Origin of the sequence: Streptomyces sp. NRRL F-5126 (assembly GCF_000721265.1) — a bacterium.
Taxonomy (GTDB): domain Bacteria; phylum Actinomycetota; class Actinomycetes; order Streptomycetales; family Streptomycetaceae; genus Streptomyces.
The window spans coordinates 350,624-372,586 of record NZ_JOFZ01000006.1; the positions used below are offsets into that span (position 1 = coordinate 350,624).

Annotated in this window: 21 protein-coding genes; 11 read left to right on the top strand and 10 right to left on the bottom strand. The window is 72.0% G+C overall.

The features are described from left to right. Window positions 1-222 precede the first annotated feature (222 nt). Window positions 223-459 carry a hypothetical protein gene (locus tag IH48_RS36250; RefSeq protein WP_030903590.1) on the top strand — a complete coding sequence of 79 codons (237 nt, stop codon included), beginning with the start codon at window positions 223-225 and terminating at the stop codon, window positions 457-459. On the opposite strand, the gene IH48_RS0114480 is transcribed toward IH48_RS36250, so the two are convergent. Then, window positions 440-1,036 carry a TetR/AcrR family transcriptional regulator gene (locus tag IH48_RS0114480; protein ID WP_030903591.1) on the bottom strand — a complete coding sequence of 199 codons (597 nt, stop codon included), beginning with the start codon at window positions 1,034-1,036 and terminating at the stop codon, window positions 440-442. The two genes, IH48_RS36250 and IH48_RS0114480, sit on opposite strands and share 20 nt — an antisense overlap. A 163-nt stretch (window positions 1,037-1,199) precedes the next feature. On the opposite strand from IH48_RS0114480, the gene IH48_RS0114485 reads away from it, so the two are divergent. Beyond that, a complete protein-coding gene (locus tag IH48_RS0114485) occupies window positions 1,200-2,219 on the top strand; it encodes an aldo/keto reductase (RefSeq protein WP_030903592.1) in 1,020 nt (339 codons plus the stop codon). A gap of 33 nt (window positions 2,220-2,252) precedes the next feature. Here IH48_RS0114485 and IH48_RS0114490 read toward each other — a convergent pair whose 3' ends face one another. The 6 genes from IH48_RS0114490 to IH48_RS0114515 form a co-directional block, all read right to left on the bottom strand. Then, window positions 2,253-3,851 (bottom strand): acyl-CoA mutase large subunit family protein, encoded by a 1,599-nt coding sequence (locus tag IH48_RS0114490; RefSeq protein WP_030903593.1) that lies wholly within the window; start codon window positions 3,849-3,851, stop codon window positions 2,253-2,255. Window positions 3,852-4,180: 329 nt separating this feature from the next. Beyond that, window positions 4,181-5,296, bottom strand: a complete 1,116-nt coding sequence (locus IH48_RS0114495; RefSeq protein ID WP_030903594.1) for a hypothetical protein — start codon at window positions 5,294-5,296, stop codon at window positions 4,181-4,183. Next, window positions 5,296-6,003, bottom strand: a complete 708-nt coding sequence (locus tag IH48_RS0114500; protein WP_030903595.1) for an RNA polymerase sigma factor — start codon at window positions 6,001-6,003, stop codon at window positions 5,296-5,298. The genes IH48_RS0114495 and IH48_RS0114500 overlap by 1 nt, the downstream gene beginning before the upstream one ends. Before the next feature lie 254 nt (window positions 6,004-6,257). Continuing rightward, window positions 6,258-7,109 carry a DUF1963 domain-containing protein gene (locus IH48_RS0114505; protein ID WP_030903596.1) on the bottom strand — a complete coding sequence of 284 codons (852 nt, stop codon included), beginning with the start codon at window positions 7,107-7,109 and terminating at the stop codon, window positions 6,258-6,260. Next, window positions 7,106-8,761 carry a leucine-rich repeat domain-containing protein gene (locus tag IH48_RS0114510; protein ID WP_234434250.1) on the bottom strand — a complete coding sequence of 552 codons (1,656 nt, stop codon included), beginning with the start codon at window positions 8,759-8,761 and terminating at the stop codon, window positions 7,106-7,108. The genes IH48_RS0114505 and IH48_RS0114510 overlap by 4 nt, the downstream gene beginning before the upstream one ends. 68 nt (window positions 8,762-8,829) lie before the next feature. Continuing rightward, window positions 8,830-10,548: a beta-N-acetylhexosaminidase gene (locus IH48_RS0114515; RefSeq protein ID WP_107059299.1), complete on the bottom strand. Its 1,719-nt coding sequence runs from the start codon at window positions 10,546-10,548 to the stop codon at window positions 8,830-8,832. Between the two features lie 162 nt (window positions 10,549-10,710). Between IH48_RS0114515 and IH48_RS37635 the strand changes: the two genes are divergently transcribed. From IH48_RS37635 to IH48_RS0114540, 5 genes are all read left to right on the top strand, one after another. After that, a complete protein-coding gene (locus IH48_RS37635; protein WP_420705483.1) occupies window positions 10,711-11,481 on the top strand; it encodes a 2-oxo-4-hydroxy-4-carboxy-5-ureidoimidazoline decarboxylase in 771 nt (256 codons plus the stop codon). 110 nt (window positions 11,482-11,591) lie between these two features. Beyond that, entirely contained in the window at window positions 11,592-11,972 is a 381-nt protein-coding gene (gene sdhC / locus IH48_RS0114525) for a succinate dehydrogenase, cytochrome b556 subunit (RefSeq protein ID WP_030903600.1), read from the top strand. A gap of 6 nt (window positions 11,973-11,978) precedes the next feature. Next, the gene (locus tag IH48_RS0114530) at window positions 11,979-12,467 is read left to right on the top strand and encodes a succinate dehydrogenase hydrophobic membrane anchor subunit (RefSeq protein ID WP_030903601.1); all 489 of its coding nucleotides are present in this window, start codon (window positions 11,979-11,981) and stop codon (window positions 12,465-12,467) included. A gap of 20 nt (window positions 12,468-12,487) precedes the next feature. Continuing rightward, window positions 12,488-14,242, top strand: coding sequence for a succinate dehydrogenase flavoprotein subunit (sdhA, locus tag IH48_RS0114535; protein ID WP_030903602.1), 1,755 nt, complete (start codon window positions 12,488-12,490; stop codon window positions 14,240-14,242). Then, on the top strand, window positions 14,242-15,024 hold the full coding sequence (locus IH48_RS0114540) for a succinate dehydrogenase iron-sulfur subunit (RefSeq protein ID WP_030903604.1): 783 nt from the start codon (window positions 14,242-14,244) through the stop codon (window positions 15,022-15,024). The genes sdhA and IH48_RS0114540 overlap by 1 nt, the downstream gene beginning before the upstream one ends. Before the next feature lie 74 nt (window positions 15,025-15,098). Here the strand turns inward: IH48_RS0114540 and IH48_RS0114545 are convergent, their stop codons facing one another. After that, the gene (locus tag IH48_RS0114545; protein WP_030903606.1) at window positions 15,099-16,301 is read right to left on the bottom strand and encodes a VWA domain-containing protein; all 1,203 of its coding nucleotides are present in this window, start codon (window positions 16,299-16,301) and stop codon (window positions 15,099-15,101) included. Window positions 16,302-16,469: 168 nt separating this feature from the next. Between IH48_RS0114545 and IH48_RS0114550 the strand changes: the two genes are divergently transcribed. The 3 genes from IH48_RS0114550 (at window position 16,470) to IH48_RS33310 (ending at window position 18,219) form a co-directional block, all read left to right on the top strand. After that, on the top strand, window positions 16,470-16,904 hold the full coding sequence (locus IH48_RS0114550; protein ID WP_030903607.1) for a hypothetical protein: 435 nt from the start codon (window positions 16,470-16,472) through the stop codon (window positions 16,902-16,904). A 29-nt stretch (window positions 16,905-16,933) separates the two neighbouring features. Continuing rightward, window positions 16,934-17,320: a DCC1-like thiol-disulfide oxidoreductase family protein gene (locus tag IH48_RS0114555; protein WP_037842120.1), complete on the top strand. Its 387-nt coding sequence runs from the start codon at window positions 16,934-16,936 to the stop codon at window positions 17,318-17,320. A gap of 140 nt (window positions 17,321-17,460) precedes the next feature. Continuing rightward, complete coding sequence (locus IH48_RS33310; protein WP_234434269.1) at window positions 17,461-18,219, top strand: TetR/AcrR family transcriptional regulator; 759 nt, start codon at window positions 17,461-17,463, stop codon at window positions 18,217-18,219. 45 nt (window positions 18,220-18,264) lie between these two features. On the opposite strand, the gene IH48_RS0114565 is transcribed toward IH48_RS33310, so the two are convergent. Together IH48_RS0114565 and IH48_RS0114570 are read right to left on the bottom strand one after the other, a co-directional pair. Next, window positions 18,265-19,818 carry an ABC transporter substrate-binding protein gene (locus tag IH48_RS0114565; RefSeq protein WP_030903611.1) on the bottom strand — a complete coding sequence of 518 codons (1,554 nt, stop codon included), beginning with the start codon at window positions 19,816-19,818 and terminating at the stop codon, window positions 18,265-18,267. Between the two features lie 444 nt (window positions 19,819-20,262). After that, entirely contained in the window at window positions 20,263-20,556 is a 294-nt protein-coding gene (locus IH48_RS0114570; protein WP_030903612.1) for an SCO4848 family membrane protein, read from the bottom strand. A 151-nt stretch (window positions 20,557-20,707) separates the two neighbouring features. Here IH48_RS0114570 and IH48_RS0114575 point away from each other — a divergent pair, with 151 nt between their 5' ends. Beyond that, a complete protein-coding gene (locus IH48_RS0114575; RefSeq protein ID WP_234434251.1) occupies window positions 20,708-21,931 on the top strand; it encodes a D-alanyl-D-alanine carboxypeptidase family protein in 1,224 nt (407 codons plus the stop codon). Window positions 21,932-21,963: the final 32 nt, after the last annotated feature.

Here is a 21,963-nt window from a genome sequence, read left to right on the forward strand (position 1 = left end):
ATCCGGTCCTGGTGCGGCGCATCCTCGGCCGGCTGCGCCATGCCGACCTGGTGTGGGCCACCGCGGGGCGGGACGGCGGCTGGTCGCCGGCGCGCGGCACGCGCATCCGCCCAGCGCCGCGTGCGAGGTCGGGCGCAACATCGGCGCCGCGGAGGCACACCGTCCGCCTCGACGCATCCCCTGACTGCAACCATTCCGGCCCCACCCGGCAGCGTGCGGCAGATGCGCGACGTGGTCCACCACCTGGCCGAACTGGTGCGGCCGCCTCTCGAGGCAGGGGCGGACGGCCTGGAGCACGGCGCCACGGTCGCCCACACGCCGACGCTCAGGGCCCACGACGCGAGCCATCCGGATCTTCGCGGCAACATCAATCCGCGCGAACCCGCCATGACGATCCTGAACGGCGGGATCGCCGTCGGCAACCGCCGATCCCGCCTGCTCAGGCCGTCGGCGGCCTGAGCAGGCCCGCCACGAGCAGGCCGACCATGCGGCGGGCGTCGAAGTCCGGGTCGTCCTCGGTGCCGGCACACAGGTTGCCCGCACCGCGCATCAGTTCGTAGGCGGTGATCTCGGAGCGGATCTCGCCCGCCGCCACGGCGGCCTCCACGAGCTGCGTGCACACCGGCAGGAGGCGGTCGAGGAAGTACGCGTGCAGCCCCTCGAAGCCGGGGTGGCCCGCCCGCATGGCCCCGGCGAGGCCGTGCTTGGTGACGAGGAAGTCGACGAATTGGTCCATCCACCGCGTCAGCGCGGCGTGCGGCGCGATACCGCTCGCCAGCAGGGCGGGCCCGGCCTGGGCGCAGGCCTCGACCTGGTGCCGGTAGACGGCGATGATCAGGTCGGCCCGGGTCGGGAAGTGTCGGTAGATCGTGCCCATCCCGACGCCGGCCTCGGCCGCGATGTCGCGTACCGGCGCCTCCACTCCCGAGGCGACGAAGACGCGTGCGGCGGCATCGAGCAGGGCCTGCTCGTTGCGCCGCGCGTCAGCGCGCTTGCGCGGCGCCGCACGCCCGGCCCGTCCGTCGGTTTCGGCCATCACGCCGCTCCCTTCCTGCCTCATCGGCCGCCCGCTTGCAAAGCGGAACATCGCTCCGTATCGTTTTAGTGGAACGCCGCTCCGCTTGGCCATGATGCCACAGCGGCCGGCCGGCGACCACGGAACCGCGGCCCCGCGGCTCCCCGCCAGGAAGGAACACATCATGCAGTACCGCACACTCGGCCGCACCGGCGTGCAGGTCAGCTCCCTCGTACTGGGTGCGATGAACTTCGGCGCCATCGGGCGCACCACCCAGGAGGACGCGACCGCGATCATCGACGCCGCGCTTGAGGGCGGCGTCAACCTCATCGACACCGCCGACATGTACGGCGCGGGCGAGTCCGAGGAGATGGTCGGCAGGGCCATCAAGGGCAGGCGCGAGGACATCGTCCTCGCCACCAAGGCGAACATGCCGATGGGCGACGAGCGCAACCATCAGGGCAGCTCGCGGCGCTGGCTGGTCACCGAGCTCGACAACTCCCTGCGCCGGCTCGGCGTCGACCACGTCGACCTGTACCAGATCCACCGGTGGGACCCCACGACCAGCGACGAGGAGACGCTGTCGGCGCTCACCGACCTGCAGCGCGCGGGCAAGATCCGCTACTTCGGCTCGTCGACCTTCCCCGCACACCGCCTCGTGCAGGCCCAGTGGGCCGCCAGGGAGCACCACCTGCGCCCCTACGTGACCGAGCAGCCCAGCTACTCGATCCTGCAGCGCGGCGTGGAGGCGCACGTCCTGCCCGTCACCGGCGAGTACGGGCTCGGCGTGCTGGCCTGGTCGCCGCTGGCCGGCGGCTGGCTCTCCGGGGCGATCCGCGAGGGCCGCCCCTTCGCAACCAACCGCTCGGCGCTCCTGCCGGAACGCTACGACATGTCCGTGCCCGCCAACCGCGCCCGGCTCGACGCCGTCGAGCGGCTGGCCAAGATCGCCGAGGGAGCGGGCCTGACGCTGATCCAGCTCGCGCTCGGCTTCGTGACCGCGCACCCTGCCGTGACCAGCGCCATCATCGGCCCGCGCACGGTGGACCACCTGCGCTCGCAGCTCGCGGCCGCCGACACGGTGCTGCCGGCCGACGTGCTGGACGCGATCGACGAGGTCGTCGCCCCGGGGGTCGACCTCGCCGCGCACGAGAAGTTCGACACGCCGCCGTCGCTGCTCGACCCGTCGCTGCGCCGCCGCTGACGGGCCGGGCGGCGCGGCTGGGCAAGAGGAGGCTCAGAACGCGTCCGCCGGGACGTACGTGCCCCACACCTCGCGCAGCGCGTCGCAGACCTCGCCCACCGTGGCGCGCGCCTTGAGCGCCGTCTTCATGGGGTACAGGACGTTGTCCTCGCCCGCCGCCGCCTTGCGCAGCTCGGCGAGGGCCGCGTCCACGGCGGGCTGGTCGCGCTCCGCGCGCAGCGCCGCGAGGCGGGCCGCCTGCTGGGCCTCGATCGCCGGGTCGACGCGCAGGGGCTCGTAGGGCTCCTCCGCGTCGAGCTGGTACCGGTTGACGCCGACGACGACGCGCTCGCCGCTGTCGGTCTCCTGCGCGATCGTGTACGCGCTGCGCTCGATCTCGCCCTTCTGGAAGCCGCGTTCGATGGCGTCGACCGCGCCGCCGAGGTCCTCGACGCGTTCCATCAGCGCGAGCGCCGCCGCCTCGACGTCGTCGGTCATCCTCTCGACGACGTAGCTGCCCGCGAACGGGTCGACGGTGGCGGTGACATCCGTCTCGTACGCGAGGACCTGCTGCGTGCGCAGCGCCAGGCGCGCGGACTTGTCCGTCGGCAGCGCGATCGCCTCGTCGAAGGAGTTCGTGTGCAGCGACTGCGTGCCGCCGAGCACGGCCGCGAGCCCCTGCACGGCGACCCGCACCAGGTTCACCTCGGGCTGCTGCGCGGTGAGCTGCACGCCTGCGGTCTGGGTGTGGAAGCGCAGCATCAGCGACTTGGGGTTCTTCGCGCCGAACTCCTCGCGCATCACCCGCGCCCAGATCCTGCGCGCGGCACGGAACTTGGCGACCTCTTCGAGGAAGGTCGTGCGCGCGACGAAGAAGAACGACAGGCGCGGCGCGAAGTCGTCCACGTCCATGCCCGCGGCGACGGCGGTGCGCACGTACTCGATGCCGTCGGCGAGCGTGAACGCGATCTCCTGCGCGGGCGACGCCCCGGCCTCCGCCATGTGGTAGCCGGAGATGGAGATGGTGTTCCAGCGCGGGATCTCCGCCTTGCAGTACTTGAAGATGTCCGCGATGAGCCGCAGGGACGGCTTCGGCGGGAAGATGTACGTGCCGCGCGCGATGTACTCCTTCAGCACGTCGTTCTGGATCGTGCCGGTCAACTGCTCGGCGGAGACGCCCTGTTCCTCCGCGACCAGCTGGTACATCAGCAGCAGCAGCGCGGCCGGCGCGTTGATCGTCATCGACGTGGAGACGTCGCCGAGCGGGATCCCGCCGAACAGCACGCGCATGTCGTCGATCGAGTCGATCGCGACTCCGACCTTGCCGACCTCGCCGCCCGCCAGCGGCGCGTCGCTGTCGTGGCCCATCTGGGTGGGCAGGTCGAAGGCGACGGACAGGCCGGTCGTGCCGTTGGCGATGAGCTGCTTGTAGCGCGCATTGGACTCGGTGGCGGTGCCGAACCCGGCGTACTGCCGCATCGTCCACGGCCGTCCCGTGTACATCGTCGGATAGACGCCGCGGGTGAAGGGGTAGGCGCCGGGCTCACCGAGCTTCTCCGCCGCGTCCCAGCCGGCGAGATCGCCTGGCCCGTAGACCGGTGCCACGGGGAACCCGCTCTCGGTCACTCGTCCGCTGCCGGGCTCGCGCGCCATGTTTCCTGCCTCCCCTGGGGGCTCTCGCCGTGTGACTCCGCTTCGGCGGACTGTAGCCGCGCGGGTGCGGCCGGTGGAGGCCCACACGCTGGGACGTTGCTCACAGCGGCGGCGACGCTTCGGCGTTCGGCGTGGAGGGAAGAGACGGCGCGGACGGGACCGGGGGAACGTGCCCCGTCCGCGCCTGTGCGCTGAGCCGAGGGTACGGGGGGAACCCCCGGCTCTGTGCGCTGCCGATGACCAGTCGGCTCACTCTCTACTGCGCCACGGTGCCGGAAAACGTCACACCCTCGCGCCGCACCCGTGTGGCGGCAGGTCAGGAGGGGTGCTCACGGGGAAGGCGGCGCGTCCGTGGCGCCCGGGTCCGAGGAGAGCAGTTCGCGCGGCAGGACCGGCTGCGCCGACGGCGAGGACGTGGGCGCGGGCGAGGACGTGGCGGACGAGGAGGGAGCAGGCGGCCCGCTCTGGTGCCCGCTCGGCTGCCTGGGGGTGTCACTCGGCTCCGGAGAGGTGGACGGGGAGGCGCTGCTGCCGCCGCCGGGGCCGTAGCCGCCGCCGGGGGGCAGGTAGCCGCTGCTGCCGCCGTCGCCACTGCCGCTGCTGCCGCCGAGGAGCGAGTCGCAGAAGGCGACGGCGCCGGCCTGACCCCTCGTCACCCGCAGCAGCTCCGTCCGCCGCGCGCCGTCGAGCGTGCCGGCACGCAGGTCCCGACAGGCGCCAACGGCCCTCGTGTACCAGGCGGACGGGGTGGCGGCCGCGCCCGGCGACGACGGGGCGCCGTGGGAGGCGTGCGGGGGCACCCCGGCTCCTGGGCCCGTGCCCAGCGCGGCCATGCCGCGGCCGACGCTCTCCCAGGGGCCGAGTGCCGAGGAGGAGTCGGGGCCCGGGAGCGCGCGGCCCTTGCCGCCGGGCCGGGAGGAGTCGGGCGCGAGGGCGGGCGGGGACGCGGTGCCGTCTGTCGCGTCCGTGCTCGCGCCCGGCGCCGCGGCGGTGGGCCCCGGTGTGCTGGTCGGCGTGTCACTGCCCATGTAGGCGGGCGCGACGAGCACCCCGCCGCCCACGGCGAGGGCCGCACTGCCGAGCAGGCAGCCGATGAGCGCGGCGGCGAGGCCGCCGCGGGGCGCGTACCACCGGGTGGGCGTGTTCCGGGCCCGTGTCCTCTCCGTGGCACGCGGCGCCGGCGCGAGCCGTACGGTGGCGAGGCCGCCCCCGGCCTCGCGCTCGTGCGCGGCCCGGCGGAACGCCGCCACGGCCGCCGCCTCGCCGGGCGCCTGCGCGTTCGCGCCGCCGCCGTTTGCTTCTGTGACCTCCGCGAGGCCGCGCAGGGCCGCGGCGGCCCGGGCCGCCGGCGCCGCCGCGTGCTCGCCACGGCTGCCGACGGGCTCTCCGCGCAGGAGTCTGTCCGCGGTGTCCTCGTCGAGCCACTGGTCACGCCCGTCGGCCATCACATGTCCTTCTGCGTCCGCAGGCGCGAATGCGTCACACCCACGGAGGCGGCTATGGCCGCACCCGGTGTGCGCTGCGGCGGCACGCAGACGCTCCCGCCTCCCCGGCCCGCGCGCTCGGCGGCCGAAGCGCCGTCCGCGAAGGGCCGGGTGTGCTCGTCCGCCTCGATCAGCTCGGCGAGCCTCTTCAGGCCGCGGTGCGCGGCCGTCCTGACCGCGCCGGGCCGCTTGCCGAGCGTCTCCGCCGCCGTCTTCGCGTCGAGGCCGACGACGACCCGCAACACGACGGCCTCGGCCTGGTCCTGCGGCAGCCGTGCGACCAGGGCGAGCGCGCGGCGGGTGGAGATCGCCTCGATGGCCTCGCCCGCGGTGTCCGCGTCGGCCGGCCTGCCCGCCAGTTCGCTCTCGTCGCCGCCGGACGCGGGGCGGCGGCCGCGCATGCGGATGTGGTCGAGCGCGCGGTTGCGTGCGATGCGGGCGGCCCAGCCGCGGAAACGGTCCGCGTCGCCCTCGAAGCTGCCGAGGTCGCGGGCGATCTGCAGCCAGCCCTCCGAGGTGACGTCCTCGGCGTCGAAGTCGCCGACGAGCGTCCTGACGTACCCGAGCAGCCGCGGGTGCACAGCGCGGTACACGGTGCGGAAAGCGCGCTCGTCCCCGTCACGTGCCGCGTGCACCGCGGCGGTCAGCTCCGCGTCATCCCCCAGCACAACCCACAACCCGTCCTGATCCGCAGCCTGGTCATTGCCGCGCCACCCCACGCGTCTCGAACGCTACGGCCTTTCCCGGTCCCGCGTCCACGGGCTCGTACAAAACGCAACGACCCTGGAAGCCGTCGTGTGACACAAACGGGCCGCCGGGCGCTGAGTGGAGTGACGGGGTCGCTGAGCGGCACCGCCCGACGGCCGGAGCCTCTCCTGTGGGGGGTGGCGGCTCCGGCCGTCTCCCATCCGGCCCGCGGATGTCAGGGGTTCCAGGTCATGGTGGCGTACACCCGGTCGAAGCGTCCCGCGGCCAGGTCCTGCCGGGCGATCGACCAGGAGTAGAGGGCCATCTCCAGGCCGTCGAGCCCGTGCCACCACTGCGCGAGGCACACCCAGTCCTCGGGACGCGTGCCCGGCTCGCCCTTCGGCAGCCCGCCCCCGGCCTCCGCCCGCGCCGCCTCGCGCCCCGCCCCCACGGCGGGATCCTCCTCGCGGTACTCGTCCTCGGCGTATCCGCCGAGCTGGAGCCCGGGGTGGACGATGTCCTGCGGTATCTCCGCCCAGGCGTCGAGCAGTTCCCAGGCGCGCTCCTCCGCCACGAGCAACTCGGTGCGGGGCGGGGGCCCGGGGGCGTGGACCTCGCTGTGGCAGGGCAGGGAGACGTCCGTCCTCAGGCGCAGCCGGCCCTCCGGGAACTCCACGCCGTAGAGCCGGTCGTCCGGTTCCGGGTCGAGGTCCACCTGGCGTTCCTCGACCGGCGTACCCGCGGGGACGTGCAGCGCGCTGCCCAGCGTTCCGCCGCCCATCGCGTCGGTGTCGGGGTCGGCGAACAGCAGCAGGCGGCCGTCGCGCGGCAGGCCGAGGTCCGTCGCGTGCGCGGGCAGCGCGGCGAGGTCGATGGTGGCGGCGAGCCGGCACCAGGGGTCGGGGGCGTCCGCGGGCAGCATCAGGGGGCCGCCGAGCCGGCCCACGACCGGCCCGTTTCCGGTCGCGTCCAGCCTCGCGCAGGGGCGTGCGGTGCCGATCCACCGCTCGACGTCCTCCAGGGGTATGCCCGCGGCGAGGGCCTTCTCGCGGAAGCGGTCGAGCTTGTCCGGCGTTTCGGGGGTCATGCGTGGCTCCTGACGATGGTGGTGCCTCGTGCTTCCAGCTCGGCCAGTACGGGCTCCCGGGTTCCCGGGGCCTCGGAGTCCCAGAACCCGCGGGGCGGCTTCACCCGCGTCAGCGACCCCATGGCGAGCAGCGGCCGCAGATCCTTCAGCGATCGGCACCCGTTCAGGTCGAGCTCGGCGAGGTGGGGCAGGCGGGCCAGGCTGGACAGGTCCTTCCAGCCCGCGCCCGACAGGGAGAGCGAGGTGAGGGAGTCGGCGGGTATCTCCTCGGCGAGCGGACAGTCGCGCAGGGTCAGCTCCTTGAGGCCGTGGCACTCCTGGAGGGCGTCGAGCGAGTCCAGTTCCTTCATGTAGAGGAGGCTCAGCGTGGTCAGCGGGGACCCGGCCAGGCCGTCGAGGTCGCGGATCGCGGTGCCGTTGATCAACAGGCTGCGCAGCGCGGGCAGCCCACCGAGGCCGCTGAGATCGGCCAGGCGACGGCCTCCGTTCAACCGCACGTCCCGCAGTGCGGGCTGCTCGCCGAGGCCTTCGAGAGTGCGCAGATTGTGGCATCCGTCGACGCACAGCCTCCTCAGCCGGGGGCCGGTCCCGAGCCCCGCCACCGTGGTCAGGCCCTCGCAGTCGTCGATCTCCAGGGACTCGAGACTGGGGAAAGCGTCGAACGGCGAGAGGTCGCCGAGCGGGTCGTGCCCGCTGAGCCTGAGGTGGGCGAGCGCGGGGAGGTCCTGCGGGACGGGCAGTTCGCGGCTGTCGATCGGGCCGAGTTCCAGCCGGGTGAGGCCGCGCAGCCCGCAGAGCCCGCTCACGTCCGTCAAGAACCGGCAGAAGCTCAGATTCAGGGACTCCAGGGCAGGAAACGCCCGGCCGAAACCGTCGGTGGAGCGCGTCCTGGTCCACCTCAGGTCCAGCTCGCGGAGGCTGCCGAGGTTCAGCAGCGGCTCGATGTCCTCGAAGTCCTCGCACTGCCTCAGGTCGAGGCGGGTGAGCCTGGTGAGCCGGCCGATCGGGGTGAGGTCCTCGATGGGGCAGCGCAGGAGGCTGAGTTCGCCGAGGCCGGTGAGTTCCCCGATCTCGGTGAAGTCCGGGGTCTTTCGGCACCCGTCGATGTCGAGCCTGTCGAGCATGGTGAGGTGCCGCAGGCCCGTCAGCGAGGTGACGTCCGCCAGCCGCAGCTCGCTCAGGCCGTCGCGGCGGAACGCGGGTGCGAGCAGGTGCTCGGCGAATCCGTCCGGGTCGCGGGCCGTGCGCCACAGCCTGAGCAGCAGCTTGACGGCGTACTCGTCCCGGTGGGTGAACCGGGCGGCCAGCCGCAGGGCGTGGCCGCCATCGCCCGGCGCGGACAGCGTGACGAGCTTCTTCACGGCCTTGCGGGCGCAGTACGCGGGGGCGAGCAGGTCCGCGCAGAAGCCGTCCGGGTCGCCGTCGAGCGCGGCCCACAGCCGCAGCAGGTCGTCGTCGGAGTAGTCCGCCGCGCCGCAGAACCGGACGGCCAGGCGCAGGGCGTCGTCCCCGCCGTCGCCCTGCGCGTACAGCGCCAGGAGCTCCTGGACGGCCGCACGCGCCTGCGAGGGTGCGGCGGTATCCAGCAGTGCCCTCAACTCGTCCAGCCTGGCCGGGGTGTTGCCGGTGGCGACGGAAGTCGATCGTGTCATGGGCGGCAGAGTAGGCGCCGCCTGTGACAGTGCCGCCGCTCCCCTTCGCCCTCAGGGGGCCGGCCGGGTCATGACCCGGCGGACGCCCCCGAAGCCGCCCCGCCCGATCCCGACGGGCTCGGGGCTGGCGTTCCCGGGGCCGACGTTCCCGGGGCCGACGTGCTCGGCGCGGGCGTGACGGCCGTGCCCGCCGAGGAGTCGATCCGGTCCGCGAGCGCCGTGAACCCCGACCAGCTCAGCGACGGCTTGCCCGGCACCCACAGCCGCTGCGCCAGCGCGTTGAGCGGCATCCTGATGCCCGCCGCCACCTGCGCCGTCGTCTGGGCGGTGGGGATGTCGCCCCAGACCGCGAACCGCGCGCCCCTGACCTGGGAGTCGTACTTCCGCGACACGGGCGTGGTGCCGCGCAGCACCAGCGGGCTCCACTCCTCGTAGATCCGCTGCCCCGTCGGATAGGTGAACCCGTTGGGCTGGCCGAGTACGTAGTACAGGTACTCGTCGTTGAGGTTCATCATCCTGCGCCCGGCCTTGAGGTAGGTGGACGGCGGGATCTTGCCGGCCTCCTTCCCCGTCCAGTACTCGATCTGCAGGTCCTTGGACGGCTTGGCGATGCCGTCGGGGAACACGCCGTCGTTCCACACCTTCGGCTTCTTGCCGAGCTTCTCGACGACGGCGGCGCGCCCGTTGATCCACCACGTCGCCAGGTCCCGCACCCGCGCCTTCGGCCCGTACTTCTTGCGCGCGGCGGCGGCCAGCTGCGGGAACTTGGTCTCGGGGTCCTGGGCGGTCAGCGCCAGGTACTCGTCGCCGCCGATGTGCCAGTAGGGGCCGGGGAAGAGCTTGGCGTACTCGGTCAGCAGCTGGTCGACGATCTTCGCGGCCTTCGGGTTCGAGATGTCGACCGCGCCCTGGTAGGTGGTGCCCGACGCGTTGCGCAGCTGGATGTCCGGGTGCGCGGCGATGACGGCGCCGAGGTGTCCTGGCGAGTCGATCTCCGGGACGATCGTGATGTGCAGGCGGGTGGCGAGCGCGATGATCTGCTTGGTCTGCGCGGTCGTGAGGTGCTGCTTGGAGACGACCTCCGGGTGGCTGGTCGACGCGATGCGGAAGCCCTGGTCGTCGGAGAAGTGCAGGCCGAGCTCGTTGAGTTTGAGGTCCGCCATCTGCCGCAGCCTGGCCTCGATCCAGCTCGCCGGGTAGAACTTGCGTGCGATGTCGAGGTTGAGGCCGCGCTCGGGCTTCGCCGGGCTGTCGCGCACCACGCCCTCCGGCATGGCGCCGCTGTCCCGCACGGACTGCTTGAGCGTGCGGGTGCCGTAGAAGACGCCCGACTGGTCGGGCCCCTTGATCACCACGCGGTCGCCCTTGGTGGTCAGGGTGTACGACTCGGCCGGGCCGCCACCGCCGAGTTCGAGCTCCACGTCACCCGGGCGCGCGGCGGCCGTGCCCCGGTAGTGGATCTTCAGCTCCTTGGCGATGAGCTGCGCCTCGTCGCTCAGCCCCTGCCCGGCGGCGCCGCCCGCGACGACGACGCCGCTGCCGGCGGACGGCTTCCACCCGGGCCCGTGCGCCGCCTGGAAGTGGCGTACGGACGGGATGGTCCGCGGGGCGCTCGACAGCGGGTAGCTGCGGGCCGGCGACGGCGACGAGGACCTGGCGGACGCGGGCGTCGACGACGCGCCGCCGCGGCCCGTGCCCGGCGACCCGTCGGAACAGGCGGTCAGCGCCAGCGCGCCGGCCGCCACGGCCGCCGTCGCCGCGCCCAGGGTGTACCGCGATCGCCCCATCGTCCTGGCCCTCCTGTGCAGACGTGCGGTGTCTGCCTGTGGTGTCTGTGGTGTCCTCACGCGAACGTGCCACGCCGACGTCCATGCCGCATGTCGAAACTTCTTCGTACGAGTGAAAGAGTGAGTGCGCACTGCCCGGGTCACGCACATGTCGCTAGCGTCGTGGCCCGGCCCGGCTTTCCCCGCCGTACCCACGCCGTCCCACACCCGTTCACGCACGCCCGCTACCCACGCCGTCCCACGCCATTCCCCGCCGCGTCCGAGGAGCCCCCGCTGTCCCGCGAGGAGTCAGGGCTGCGCCGTTTCAACACGGCGCCCGCCGACATCGTCCACGACACCCTGCTGACGTGCTGCGGAAGCGACCGCTGGGCGCGCAGGGTCGCCGCCCACCGACCGTACCCGGATCTGGCCGCGCTGCTGGCCGCGGCCGACGAGGCCGGCTACGACCTGTCGCCGGCCGACGTCACCCAGGCGCTGGCGGCCGAGTCCGCCGCCGCTCGGTGCGTGCAACTGCCGGGCTCCGATGTACCGGCCGCCGCGCGCACCGCGCTGCGGGCGGCGTTCGCCGCGTACGAGGCGAGTTTCGGCCACACGTTCGTCATCAGCCTGGCGGGCCGTGCGCCGGACGAGTACCTGGACCAGGTGCTCGCCGCCATCAGGACCAGGCTCGGCAACGACCCGGAGGACGAGCGGGCCGTGGCCGCCGACGAGCTGCGCAGGCTCGCGCGCTCCCGGCTGGCGGCGCTGGTGGCCGGGCCGCCGGTGACCGGAGCACCGGGTGCCGGTGCAACGGGGACACGCCCGGCCGGCGCGCCCGAAATGCCGCGTCCGCGCGGATCCGTACCGTCCCCTGTAGCCCGTACGTGGCAGTTTGACTGCGGGCTCGATCACACCGGCGACCCCCGGGCGAACGGACCGGCAAGTCGTCGCTAACATGGCCGGGGCCGGTGGACCGTACCCGGCCGGGCGCGACCGACACCACTGTGCTTGACCAAGTAGAAGATGGCGGCCGGCCCCGATCCCCGCTTCCGGAGGGTTTTTCCGTGCCGGCTGGAACGTTGTACCGCGGCCGGGAAGGCATGTGGTCCTGGGTGGCTCACCGAGTCACCGGTGTCCTCATCTTCTTCTTCCTGTTCGTACACGTGCTGGACACCGCTCTCGTCCGTGTCTCCCCCGAGGCCTACGACCATGTCGTGGCGACCTACAAGAACCCCATCGTCGCGGTGCTCGAGTACGGCCTTGTGGCCGCCATCCTCTTCCACGCACTGAACGGCCTGCGCGTGATCGCCGTGGACTTCTGGTCCAAGGGCGCGCGCTACCAGAAGCAGATGCTGTGGACGGCCGTGGTGCTGTGGCTGGTGCTGATGCTCGGCGCCCTGTACCCCGTGCTCGGCCACGCATTCCGTCAAGTGTTCGGGAGCTAGAGACCCATGTCCGCAGACACCACTTCCGCGGCCGGCTCCGCGATCGGCGAGGTCGAGGGCGCGAGCCTCTTCGACGTCGACCACCCGGCCCCCGTCATCGAGCCGCCCCGCGCGCGCACCGCCAGGACGCCCAAGACGACCCGCGGCAACTTCGAGATGGTCGCATGGCTGTTCATGCGGCTGTCCGGCGTCGTCCTCGTCGTCCTCGTCCTCGGCCACCTGCTGATCCAGCTCGTGCTCGACGGCGGCGTCTCCAAGATCGGCTTCGCCTTCGTGGCCGGCCGCTGGGCCAACCCGTTCTGGCAGGTCTGGGACCTGGCGATGCTGTGGCTTGCGATGCTGCACGGCTGCAACGGCCTGCGCACCATCGTGAACGACTACGCGGAGCGCCCCAAAACCCGGATGTGGCTCAAGGGCCTGCTCTACACGGCCACCATCTGGACCGTCCTGCTGGGCACGCTGGTGATCTTCACCTTCGACCCGAACATCCGCTAGAGCCGGGGTTGACGACACCGATGAAGATCCACAAGTACGACACCGTCATCGTCGGCGCCGGCGGCGCCGGAATGCGCGCGGCCATCGAGGCCACGAAGCGCAGCCGCACCGCCGTCCTGACCAAGCTGTACCCGACCAGGTCGCACACCGGGGCGGCGCAGGGCGGCATGGCCGCCGCGCTCGCCAACGTGGAGGACGACAACTGGGAGTGGCACACCTTCGACACGATCAAGGGCGGTGACTACCTGGTCGACCAGGACGCCGCCGAGATCCTCGCGAAGGAGGCCATCGACGCCGTCCTCGACCTGGAGAAGATGGGCCTGCCCTTCAACAGGACGCCCGAGGGCAACATCGACCAGCGCCGGTTCGGCGGGCACTCACGCAACCACGGCGAGGCGCCGGTGCGCCGGTCCTGCTACGCGGCCGACCGCACCGGCCACATGATCCTCCAGACGCTGTACCAGAACTGCGTCAAGGAGGGCGTGGAGTTCTACAACGAGTTCTACGTCCTGGACCAGATCATGGTCGAGGTCGACGGTGTGCGGCGGTCCGCCGGCGTCGTCGCGTACGAGCTGGCGACGGGCGAGATCCACATCTTCCAGGCGAAGGCCGTGATCTACGCCTCCGGCGGGTCGGGCAAGTTCTTCAAGGTGACCTCCAACGCGCACACCCTCACCGGTGACGGCCAGGCGGCCTGCTACCGGCGCGGACTGCCGCTGGAGGACATGGAGTTCTTCCAGTTCCACCCGACGGGCATCTGGCGCATGGGCATCCTGCTCACGGAGGGCGCCCGCGGCGAGGGCGGCATCCTGCGCAACAAGGACGGCGAGCGCTTCATGGAGAAGTACGCGCCCGTCATGAAGGACCTCGCCTCGCGTGACGTCGTCTCGCGCTCCATCTACACGGAGATCCGCGAGGGGCGCGGCTGCGGCCCGGCAGGCGACCACGTCTACCTGGACCTCACCCACCTGCCGCCCGAGCAGCTCGACGCCAAGCTGCCCGACATCACCGAGTTCGCGCGCACGTACCTCGGCATCGAGCCCTACACGGACCCGATCCCGATCCAGCCGACCGCGCACTACAACATGGGCGGCATCCCCACCAACGTGACGGGCGAGGTGCTCTCCGACAACACCTCGGTGGTGCCGGGCCTGTACGCGGCGGGCGAGGTCGCCTGCGTCTCCGTGCACGGCGCCAACCGCCTCGGCACGAACTCGCTGCTCGACATCAACGTCTTCGGCCGCCGCTCCGGCATCGCCGCCGCCGAGTACGCGGCGAACCACGACTTCGTGGAGCTGCCGGAGAACCCGGAGGCGTTCGTCGTCGACCAGGTCGAGCGGATGCTCGCCTCCACGGGCAAGGAGCGCGTCGCGGCACTGCGCACCGAGATGCAGGAGACCATGGACGCGAACGTGATGGTCTTCCGCACGGAGCAGACCATCAAGACCGCCGTCGAGCGCATCGGCGAGCTGCGGGAGCGCTTCAAGAACGTGGCGGTCCAGGACAAGGGCAAGCGGTTCAACACGGACCTGCTCGAAGCCATCGAGCTGGGCAACCTGCTCGACCTGGCCGAGGTCATGGCCGTGTCGGCGCTCGCCCGCAAGGAGTCGCGCGGCGGCCACTACCGCGAGGACTTCCCCAACCGCGACGACGTGAACTTCATGCGCCACACGATGGCGTACCGCGAGGTCGGTGACGACGGTGTCGAGTCCATCAGGCTCGACTACAAGCCGGTCGTCCAGACCCGCTACCAGCCGATGGAGCGTAAGTACTGATGGCTACCCCGACCATGGACCGGGTGGAGGAGGACTCCGCCGCCTCCGCCCACCTGCTCACCGTCACGTTCCGGATCCGCCGGTTCAACCCGGAGGTCTCGGACGAGGCCTGGTGGCAGGACTTCCAAGTGGATATCGACCCGAAGGAACGGGTGCTCGACGGCCTCCACAAGATCAAGTGGGACCTCGACGGCACGCTGACCTTCCGGCGCTCCTGCGCGCACGGCGTCTGCGGCTCCGACGCGATGCGGATCAACGGCAAGAACCGCCTCGCGTGCAAGACGCTGATCAAGGACATCGTCTCGCTGGACAAGTCCGGCAGCGTCTCGAAGCCGATCACGATCGAGGCCATAAAGGGGATGACGGTCCTCAAGGACCTCGTCGTCGACATGGACCCGTTCTTCCAGGCGTACCGCGACGTCATGCCGTTCCTCGTCACCAAGGGCAACGAGCCGACGCGCGAGCGGTACCAGTCGGCCGAGGACCGCGCGCGGTTCGACGACACCACCAAGTGCATCCTGTGCGCCGCGTGCACGTCGTCCTGCCCGGTGTTCTGGAACGACGGCCAGTACTTCGGCCCCGCGGCGATCGTCAACGCGCACCGCTTCATCTTCGACTCGCGTGACGAGGCCGGTGAGCAGCGCCTGGAGATCCTCAACGACCGTGACGGCGTCTGGCGTTGCCGCACGACCTTCAACTGCACGGACGCCTGCCCGCGCGGCATCGAGGTCACCAAGGCGATCCAGGAGGTCAAGCGGGCGCTGATCACGCGCCGCTTCTGACACCCGTCGCTCTCCTGAGCGCCGAACGCCCGCTCCCGCGCGCGAACCAGCACGCCGGGGCGGGCGTTCGCATGTCAGCCGCGAGGGCCCGCGCCGCGCTGCGACGAGAGCCAGGCGGGGAACGCGCACAGGAGGCGGTCGTACAGCTCGGCGTCGGGGGTGCGTGCGACGTCCTCCACGGCGAAGAAGCCGGCGTTGCCGAGCGGGCCGCAGCCCGGTCCCGTGCCGAGCCGGGCAAGCGCGCGGTGGTCCGCCCTGCCGACCCCGACGAACTGCCAGAACAGCGGCTCGTCGGCCGCCTCGCGTAACTCGCGCAGCAGCGGCCCGGCGTGGTGGACGCCGCCGCCCGAGAGGAACACCACGAGCGTCGGCACGGGCGCGGGCCTCTCGCGCACGTACGCGCGCACCTCGGCCACGGCCCTGTGGGGGTCGCTCTGGACGCCGACGCACCGCATGTCGACCTGGCAGGGGCGCAGGCCGCGGGCGCGCCGCCGCGGCCTGCCGAGCAGCGCGAGCTGACCGGCGCGCACGTGCAGGGGCAGCCACTCGTGGAGCCCGTCCACGGTGCAGTCGGGCAGCCGGGCGGGACGGGACGCGTACGTCCACGCCCGCATGCGGCCACCGGCGAGCACGGCGGCCACCGCCGCGGTGCGCTCGACGACGTCGGCGACGACCCCGCGCGCGTAGAGGCCCGACAGCGCGCCGGACGCGTCCATGACGAGGACGACGCGCGCCCTGGCGTCCGCGGCGCCGTACCTCCGCAGGCTCAGGGCGGCCTGCCGGCTCCGTAACGCGATCCTGCGGCGCAGGGCACCGGCCGGGCCGGCGTCGGCGCTCTCGGCCTCGGGAGGGGCGCCCTGTGCGGGCACCCGGTGCTCGCCCGCCGGCCGCGCGGCGCGGAAGGCCCACCGGCCGGCCGCGCGGTAGAGCTCGCCGCCCTCGCACGGCGCGTCGGCGTGAACGTCCGCGGGCACGACGCGGGCCAGTTCGGTGCCGTCGGCGGCCCGCACCAGCCTCAGCAGCATGCCGGGGCGCCGGTCGCCACCGTCCACGCGGAACAGGACGCGGGCGACGTCGGCGGGCAGCGACGGCAGGTACACCACGTCACTCACTCCCCCGGCCTCCCCGCCGTCGGCGGTCAGCAGGACGCCGGGCACGCGTCTGCCGGGTGCGGCCGCGGGGTCGGCGGGCGGGCCCGCCGCCGGGGTGAGCACGGCCCGTACGGCTGTCGCGGCGACGGGGACATGAGCGCCCTCGGCCAGGGAAGCGGATGCCATCCGGACAGTGTGCCGTGGGAGAGGCACTCTCCGTAAGCGTGCGTACACGGGATACGGCAGCGGACGCAGGCGGCCCGCCCCGCCCGACCCCTTTCTTGAACATGTTCAAAAAGAGGGCTAGAGTCTTGCCGTCAGCACGTTTTGAACGTGTTCAAATGGAGGGGCGTAATGGATCTCACCGTTGTCGCGTACGTCATCTACCTGGCCGTCAGCATCGGACTCACCGTGTGGGTGGCGAGGACGCTCAGCAAGAACGGGCGGCTCTTCCTGTCCGACGTCCTGCAAGGTGACGAGAAGCTCGCCGAGGCCGTGAACCACCTGCTGGTGGTCGGCTTCTACCTCGTCAACCTGGGCTTCGTCGCGCTGTACCTGAAGGAGTCCCGGGCGGTCGCGGACGCCAGGCAACTGGTCGAGGCGATCTCCGTGAAGCTCGGCGTCGTGCTGCTCGTCCTCGGCGTGCTGCACCTCGGCAACGTCTACGTACTCAACAGGATGCGGCGGCGCGGGATCGCCGAGCGCCGCCACACCCCGCCGGTGGAGCCGCAGGGGTGGACGCCCGCGGGCGGGCCCCGCACGGCGACGGCGACCGCGACCGAGGCCTGACGGGCACGCGGACCGTGCAGTCGCCGGCCGTGCGGTCGCTGACCGTCCTCTACGACGCCGGGTGCCCGCTCTGCGTCCACATGCGCCGCTGGCTGCTCCGCCAACCCCACCTCGTGCCCATCGAAGCGGTGGCAGCGGGATCGACGGAGGCGGTTCGCCGCTTCCCCGCGCTCGACCACGAGGAGACCCTGCGGGAGATCACGGTCGTCGGGGACGGCGGCCAGGTCTACCGCGGGACCTCCGCGTGGATCGTCTGCCTGTGGGCGCTCGCCGCGCACCGGCAGAAGGCGTACTGGCTAGCCACCCCGGCCGGCGCGCCGTTCGCCAGGGCGGCCCTCCTGGCGGCGGCGAGGTACCGCGATTTGACCGCGGCACCGTGCGAAGGACGGTGCGAGGTGCCCGGCGGGGCGCACTAGGCTCGGGCATCGTGAAGCGTGAGAAGGATGTGACGGGGGCGGCGGGCTCGGACGACGGGCGGGAGGCGCCGGGGGGCGCCTCCCGCCCTTCCGGCTCCGCACGGGCCGCGCGTGCGCCCAAGAGCGAGCAGACGCGCACGCTGATCCTCGAGACCGCGCTCCGGCTCTTCCAGGAGCGCGGCTACGACAGGACGACGATGCGCGCCATCGCCAAGGAGGCCGGGGTCTCCGTGGGGAACGCGTACTACTACTTCTCGTCCAAGGAACACCTCGTCCAGGGCTTCTACGACCGCATCGCGGCGGAGCACCGCGAGGCCGTCAGACCCGTGCTCGACCGGGAGACCGGGCTTGAGGCGCGCATGGCGGGCGTGCTGCGCGTCTGGCTCGACGTCGCCGGGCCGTACCACGAGTTCGCCGCGCAGTTCTTCAAGAACGCCGCCGACCCGGAGAGCCCGCTCAGCCCCTTCTCGCCCGAGTCCGAGCACGCGCGTGAGGCCGCGATCTCCGTGCACCGTGAGGTGCTGGCCGGGTCCAGGTCGAAGGTTGCGGACGAACTGGTCGACATCCTCCCCGAGTTGATGTGGCTCTCGCAGATGGGCCTGGTGCTGTACTGGGTGTTCGACCGCTCGCAGGACAGCGAGCGCAGCCGCCGCCTCGCCGACCGCGGCGCGCGGCTGACGACGCGTGGCGTGGCGCTCTCCCGCTTCCGGCCGCTGCGGCCGCTCGTGCGCGAGGTGCACGAGCTGTTCACGGACTTCCTGCCCGGGATGGCGGAGGCGGCGGTCACCCGCAGGGTCCGCGGCGGCGGCCGTCAAGGCGACGGCCGCGAGGACGCGGACGTGCCCGAGGACCTGGACGGCGACGGCGGCCGGCCGCAGGCACCGCGACCGGCCGGGTGAGGGCGCGCCGCGCCGTGGGCCCGCAGGGGATGCGGGACAGCAGTCTCAGATGCGGCCGAGCTCCCACAGGCGCCAGATGCCGGTGCCGTCCGACAGGTACTGCGAGCCGGTGACGTTCTCCGTGCTGAGCACGTAGTCCTTCTTCTGCCACAGCGGCAGCAGCGGCACGTCGTCGGCGACGGTCTGCTCGATCGTCTTGAAGTCGCCGGACGCCTGTGCGCGCTGGCTGTACTTCTGCGTGTCCGTGATCAGGCCGTCGATCTTCTTGTTGTCGTAGCCGTTCTGGAAGGTGTTGTCGGCGCCGACGAGCGGCGCGACGAAGTCGTCGGGGTCCGGGTAGTCAGGCAGCCAGCCGATCGTGTAGGCGTCGTAGTCGCCGGCCGCGTACCCCTTCTGGAAGGCCGTCCACTCCTTGCTGACGACCTTCACCTTGAACAGCCCGGTGGCGTCCAGTTGCCGGCTGATCTCCGCGGTCTCCTGTGCGGTCGCGCCGCCCGGCGAGTAGGCCAGCGAGAAGTGCACGGGCGTGTGGACGCCCGCCGACTTGAGCAGCGCCTTGGCCTTGGCCTTGCTGGGCTTGGGATAGGTGTCGAAGAACGCGGTGGAGTGCGCGGTGATGCCCTGGGGGATCACCGAGTAGAGCGGCTCCACGGTGGAGTCGTAGACCCCTGCGGTGATCTTGTCCCGGTCGATGACCGCGGCGACGGCCTGGCGCACCGCCTTGGTGCCCATGGGCGAGCCCTTGCGGGTGTTGAAGACCATGTTGCGGATCTCGGCGCTCGCGGTCTCGGTGACGTGCATGTCGCTGGAGCTGGCGTCGACCTTGGCCACGACGGACGGCGGCATCTGGCGGTGCGTGACGTCGACCTTCTTCTTCTGCCACGCGGTGTTGAGCTGCTCGGACGTCTTGAAGTACTCGACGTCCACGGGGCTGCCCGTCTTGCCGATGGAGCCCTTGTACTTCGGGTTCGGCACGAGCGTCGCGGAGACGCCCTTCTTGTACGCCTTGAGCAGGTACGGGCCCGAGCCGATGGCGGTGTCGCCCGGGCGCAGCTTGTCCGCCGGGTAGTACTTGCTGTCGACGATCGCGCCCGCGCCGGTGGCGAGCTTCGAGGGGAACGTCGCGTCCGGCGTCTTGAGGTGGAACGTGACGGTCTGCCCGTGCGCCTCGACCGACTTCATGGTGGACAGCAGCGACCAGGGGCCCTGCCCGTCGTGGATGTGCGTCACGCGGTTGATCGAGAACGCGACGTCGTGCCCGGTCATCTTGTCGCCGTTGGAGAACGTGATGCCGCTGCGCAGCTTGCAGCTGTACGTGACCAGGCCGCTGCCCTCGAACCCGCAGCGCTGCGCGGCGTCACCGGTCGGGACCGTCGAACTGGGCTTGAAGGTGAGCAGCGACTGGTAGATGTTGTTGAACAGCGCCCAGGAGCCCGCGTCGTATGCGCCCGCCGGATCGAGCGAGCTGACGATGTCGGTCGTGCCGACCCTGATCGGCTGCTCTCCGTCGTCACCGGACGGGAGCAGCTGCCACCCGCCCACGCCGATGATCGCCAGCACCACGCAGGTAACCAGTATTCGGAGACGGATCGACCGCATTTTCGCTGTGCCCCTCGTGTTTCACGCCCACCCCTGACCGCGATGGCGTCACCCAATCACACGGCCTTCACAAAGAGAAGTGATGTTTGGGGTCGCACAGGCAACAGTCGGGTCAATTGCACGGCCGTCCCACCGGCCGACGGCCGAAACGCTTCACACGTCCGCACCGCCCGCATCATCCCTCGGGCACGCCGACTCCACAACCGTCGCGCCATACAGCGACTTTGCGCGCCCGAACAGTAACGAAGCGTCACGCCGCGAGCCCGTCGGCGCACCCGCCCGAGGGGCGCCGGACGGCAGGGCGCCGGACGCACGGGCCGCCTGGCCCGTCGGCGACGCGACGGCCGGCACGGGCGCATGCGCCGGCGGGGGCGGGCGCGGGACGTACCTGGCCGAGGGACGCGGCCCGGGGCGTCACGCCGTACGCCGTCACGCCCGCGGGCGTCACGCCCGGGTGCGCTCGGGGGCCGGCGTTTCGGAGGGCCCGTCCTGCTGCGCGGCGGGGGCCCTGAGGGCCCGCACCCCGCGGAACCCGATTACTCCGATCGCCGTCCCCAGGAGAAAGGACGCGACGGCAAGCAGAAGGTGGATCCAGAAGTAGGCGGTCGGGTGGCCCGCGTCGTCAAAGGCGAGGCCGCTCCCGTCCTGCCACAGGTTCTTAGCGAAAGTGATCCAGATGAACCAGCTCCACGCGCCGAAGGCGAGCAGGAACCAGGACACCGGGCGGCTGAGCTTCATGCCCCCAGTATCGCCGTCCGCCGATCCGTCCTGGCGCGCGGGCCGTGGCGTGTGGGCGTCGTCACCCCGCCTCCCGGATTTCCTGCCGGAAACGCTCCCTGAGCCACCTCGCCTGTCGAGGCCCGCGGTCGCGCCCTGTACGTTCTCCGTCGTGTCTGCTGCCAAAAAGACCGCGGTGACGGTCGCCTCAACCGCCGTGCTGTCCCTTCTGGCCGCCGCCCCCGCGTGGGCGAGCGGAGGAGCCGACGCGAGCGACGCCCCGAAGCCGCCCGCCCACATGTCGAGCGTGGGCGGCGCGCGGCTCGGCGTGTCCGGCACCCAGGTCTCCCTGGCCGGCGGCGCGCCCGCACTGCCGAAGAAGCTGACCGGGAGGTCCTGGATCGTCTCGGACGCGGAGAGCGGCGACGTGCTGGCCGCGCACAACGCGCACTGGCGGCTGCCGCCCGCCTCCACCCTGAAGATGCTGTTCGCGGACACCCTGCTGCCGAAGCTGCCGAGCGACGAGCAGCACAAGGTCGCGGCGAGCGACCTGAAGGGCATGGGCGCGGGCAGCAGCCTGGTCGGCGTCGAGGCGAACCAGACGTACTCGGTCCACGACCTGTGGCTCGGCGTGTTCCTCAAGTCCGGCAACGACGCCGTGCATGTCCTGGCCGCGATGAACGGCGGCGTGCCGCGCACCGTCCAGCAGATGCAGCAGCACGCGGACGATCTCCAGGCGCTGGACACGCACGTCGTCTCGCCCGACGGCTACGACATGCCCGGCCAGGTCTCCAGCGCGTACGACCTGAGCCTCTTCGCCCGCTCGGGGCTGCAGAACAAGGACTTCAGGGAGTACTGCTCGACGGCCACCGCCCAGTTCCCCGGTGCGGCGAAGAAGGGGAAGAAGCGGCCGTCCTTCCAGATCCAGAACACCGACCGCCTGCTGAGCGGCACCCACGGCATGACGCCCTACCCGGGGATCGCCGGCGTCAAGAACGGCTACACCACCAACGCGGGCAACACGTACACGGGCGTGGCGCAGCGGGGCTCGCACGTCATCCTCGTGACCGTCATGAACCCGTCCGCCACGGAGCCCAACGCCGTCTACAAGGAGGCGGCGTCGCTGCTCGACTGGGGCTTCGCCGCGGACGGCAAGGTGACGCCGGTCGGCAAGCTCGTGCCGCCGAAGTCGCTCGCCGACACCAAGCAGGCGGGCTCGTCGAGCAGCCCCTCGACCGGCAAGGCGGCCGCGACGGCGCCCGCCGAGGCGACGGCCGCGCACAGCTCGTCCGGCGTCGGCACCACCTCGCTCGCCATCATCGGCGGGGTCCTGGTCGTCCTGGCCGCGGGCGGGTTCTTCGTCAACCGCCGCTGGCCGCGCCGCCCGCAGCCGTAACGGTCCGAGGCGGGGCGGGCGGCACGGCCCCG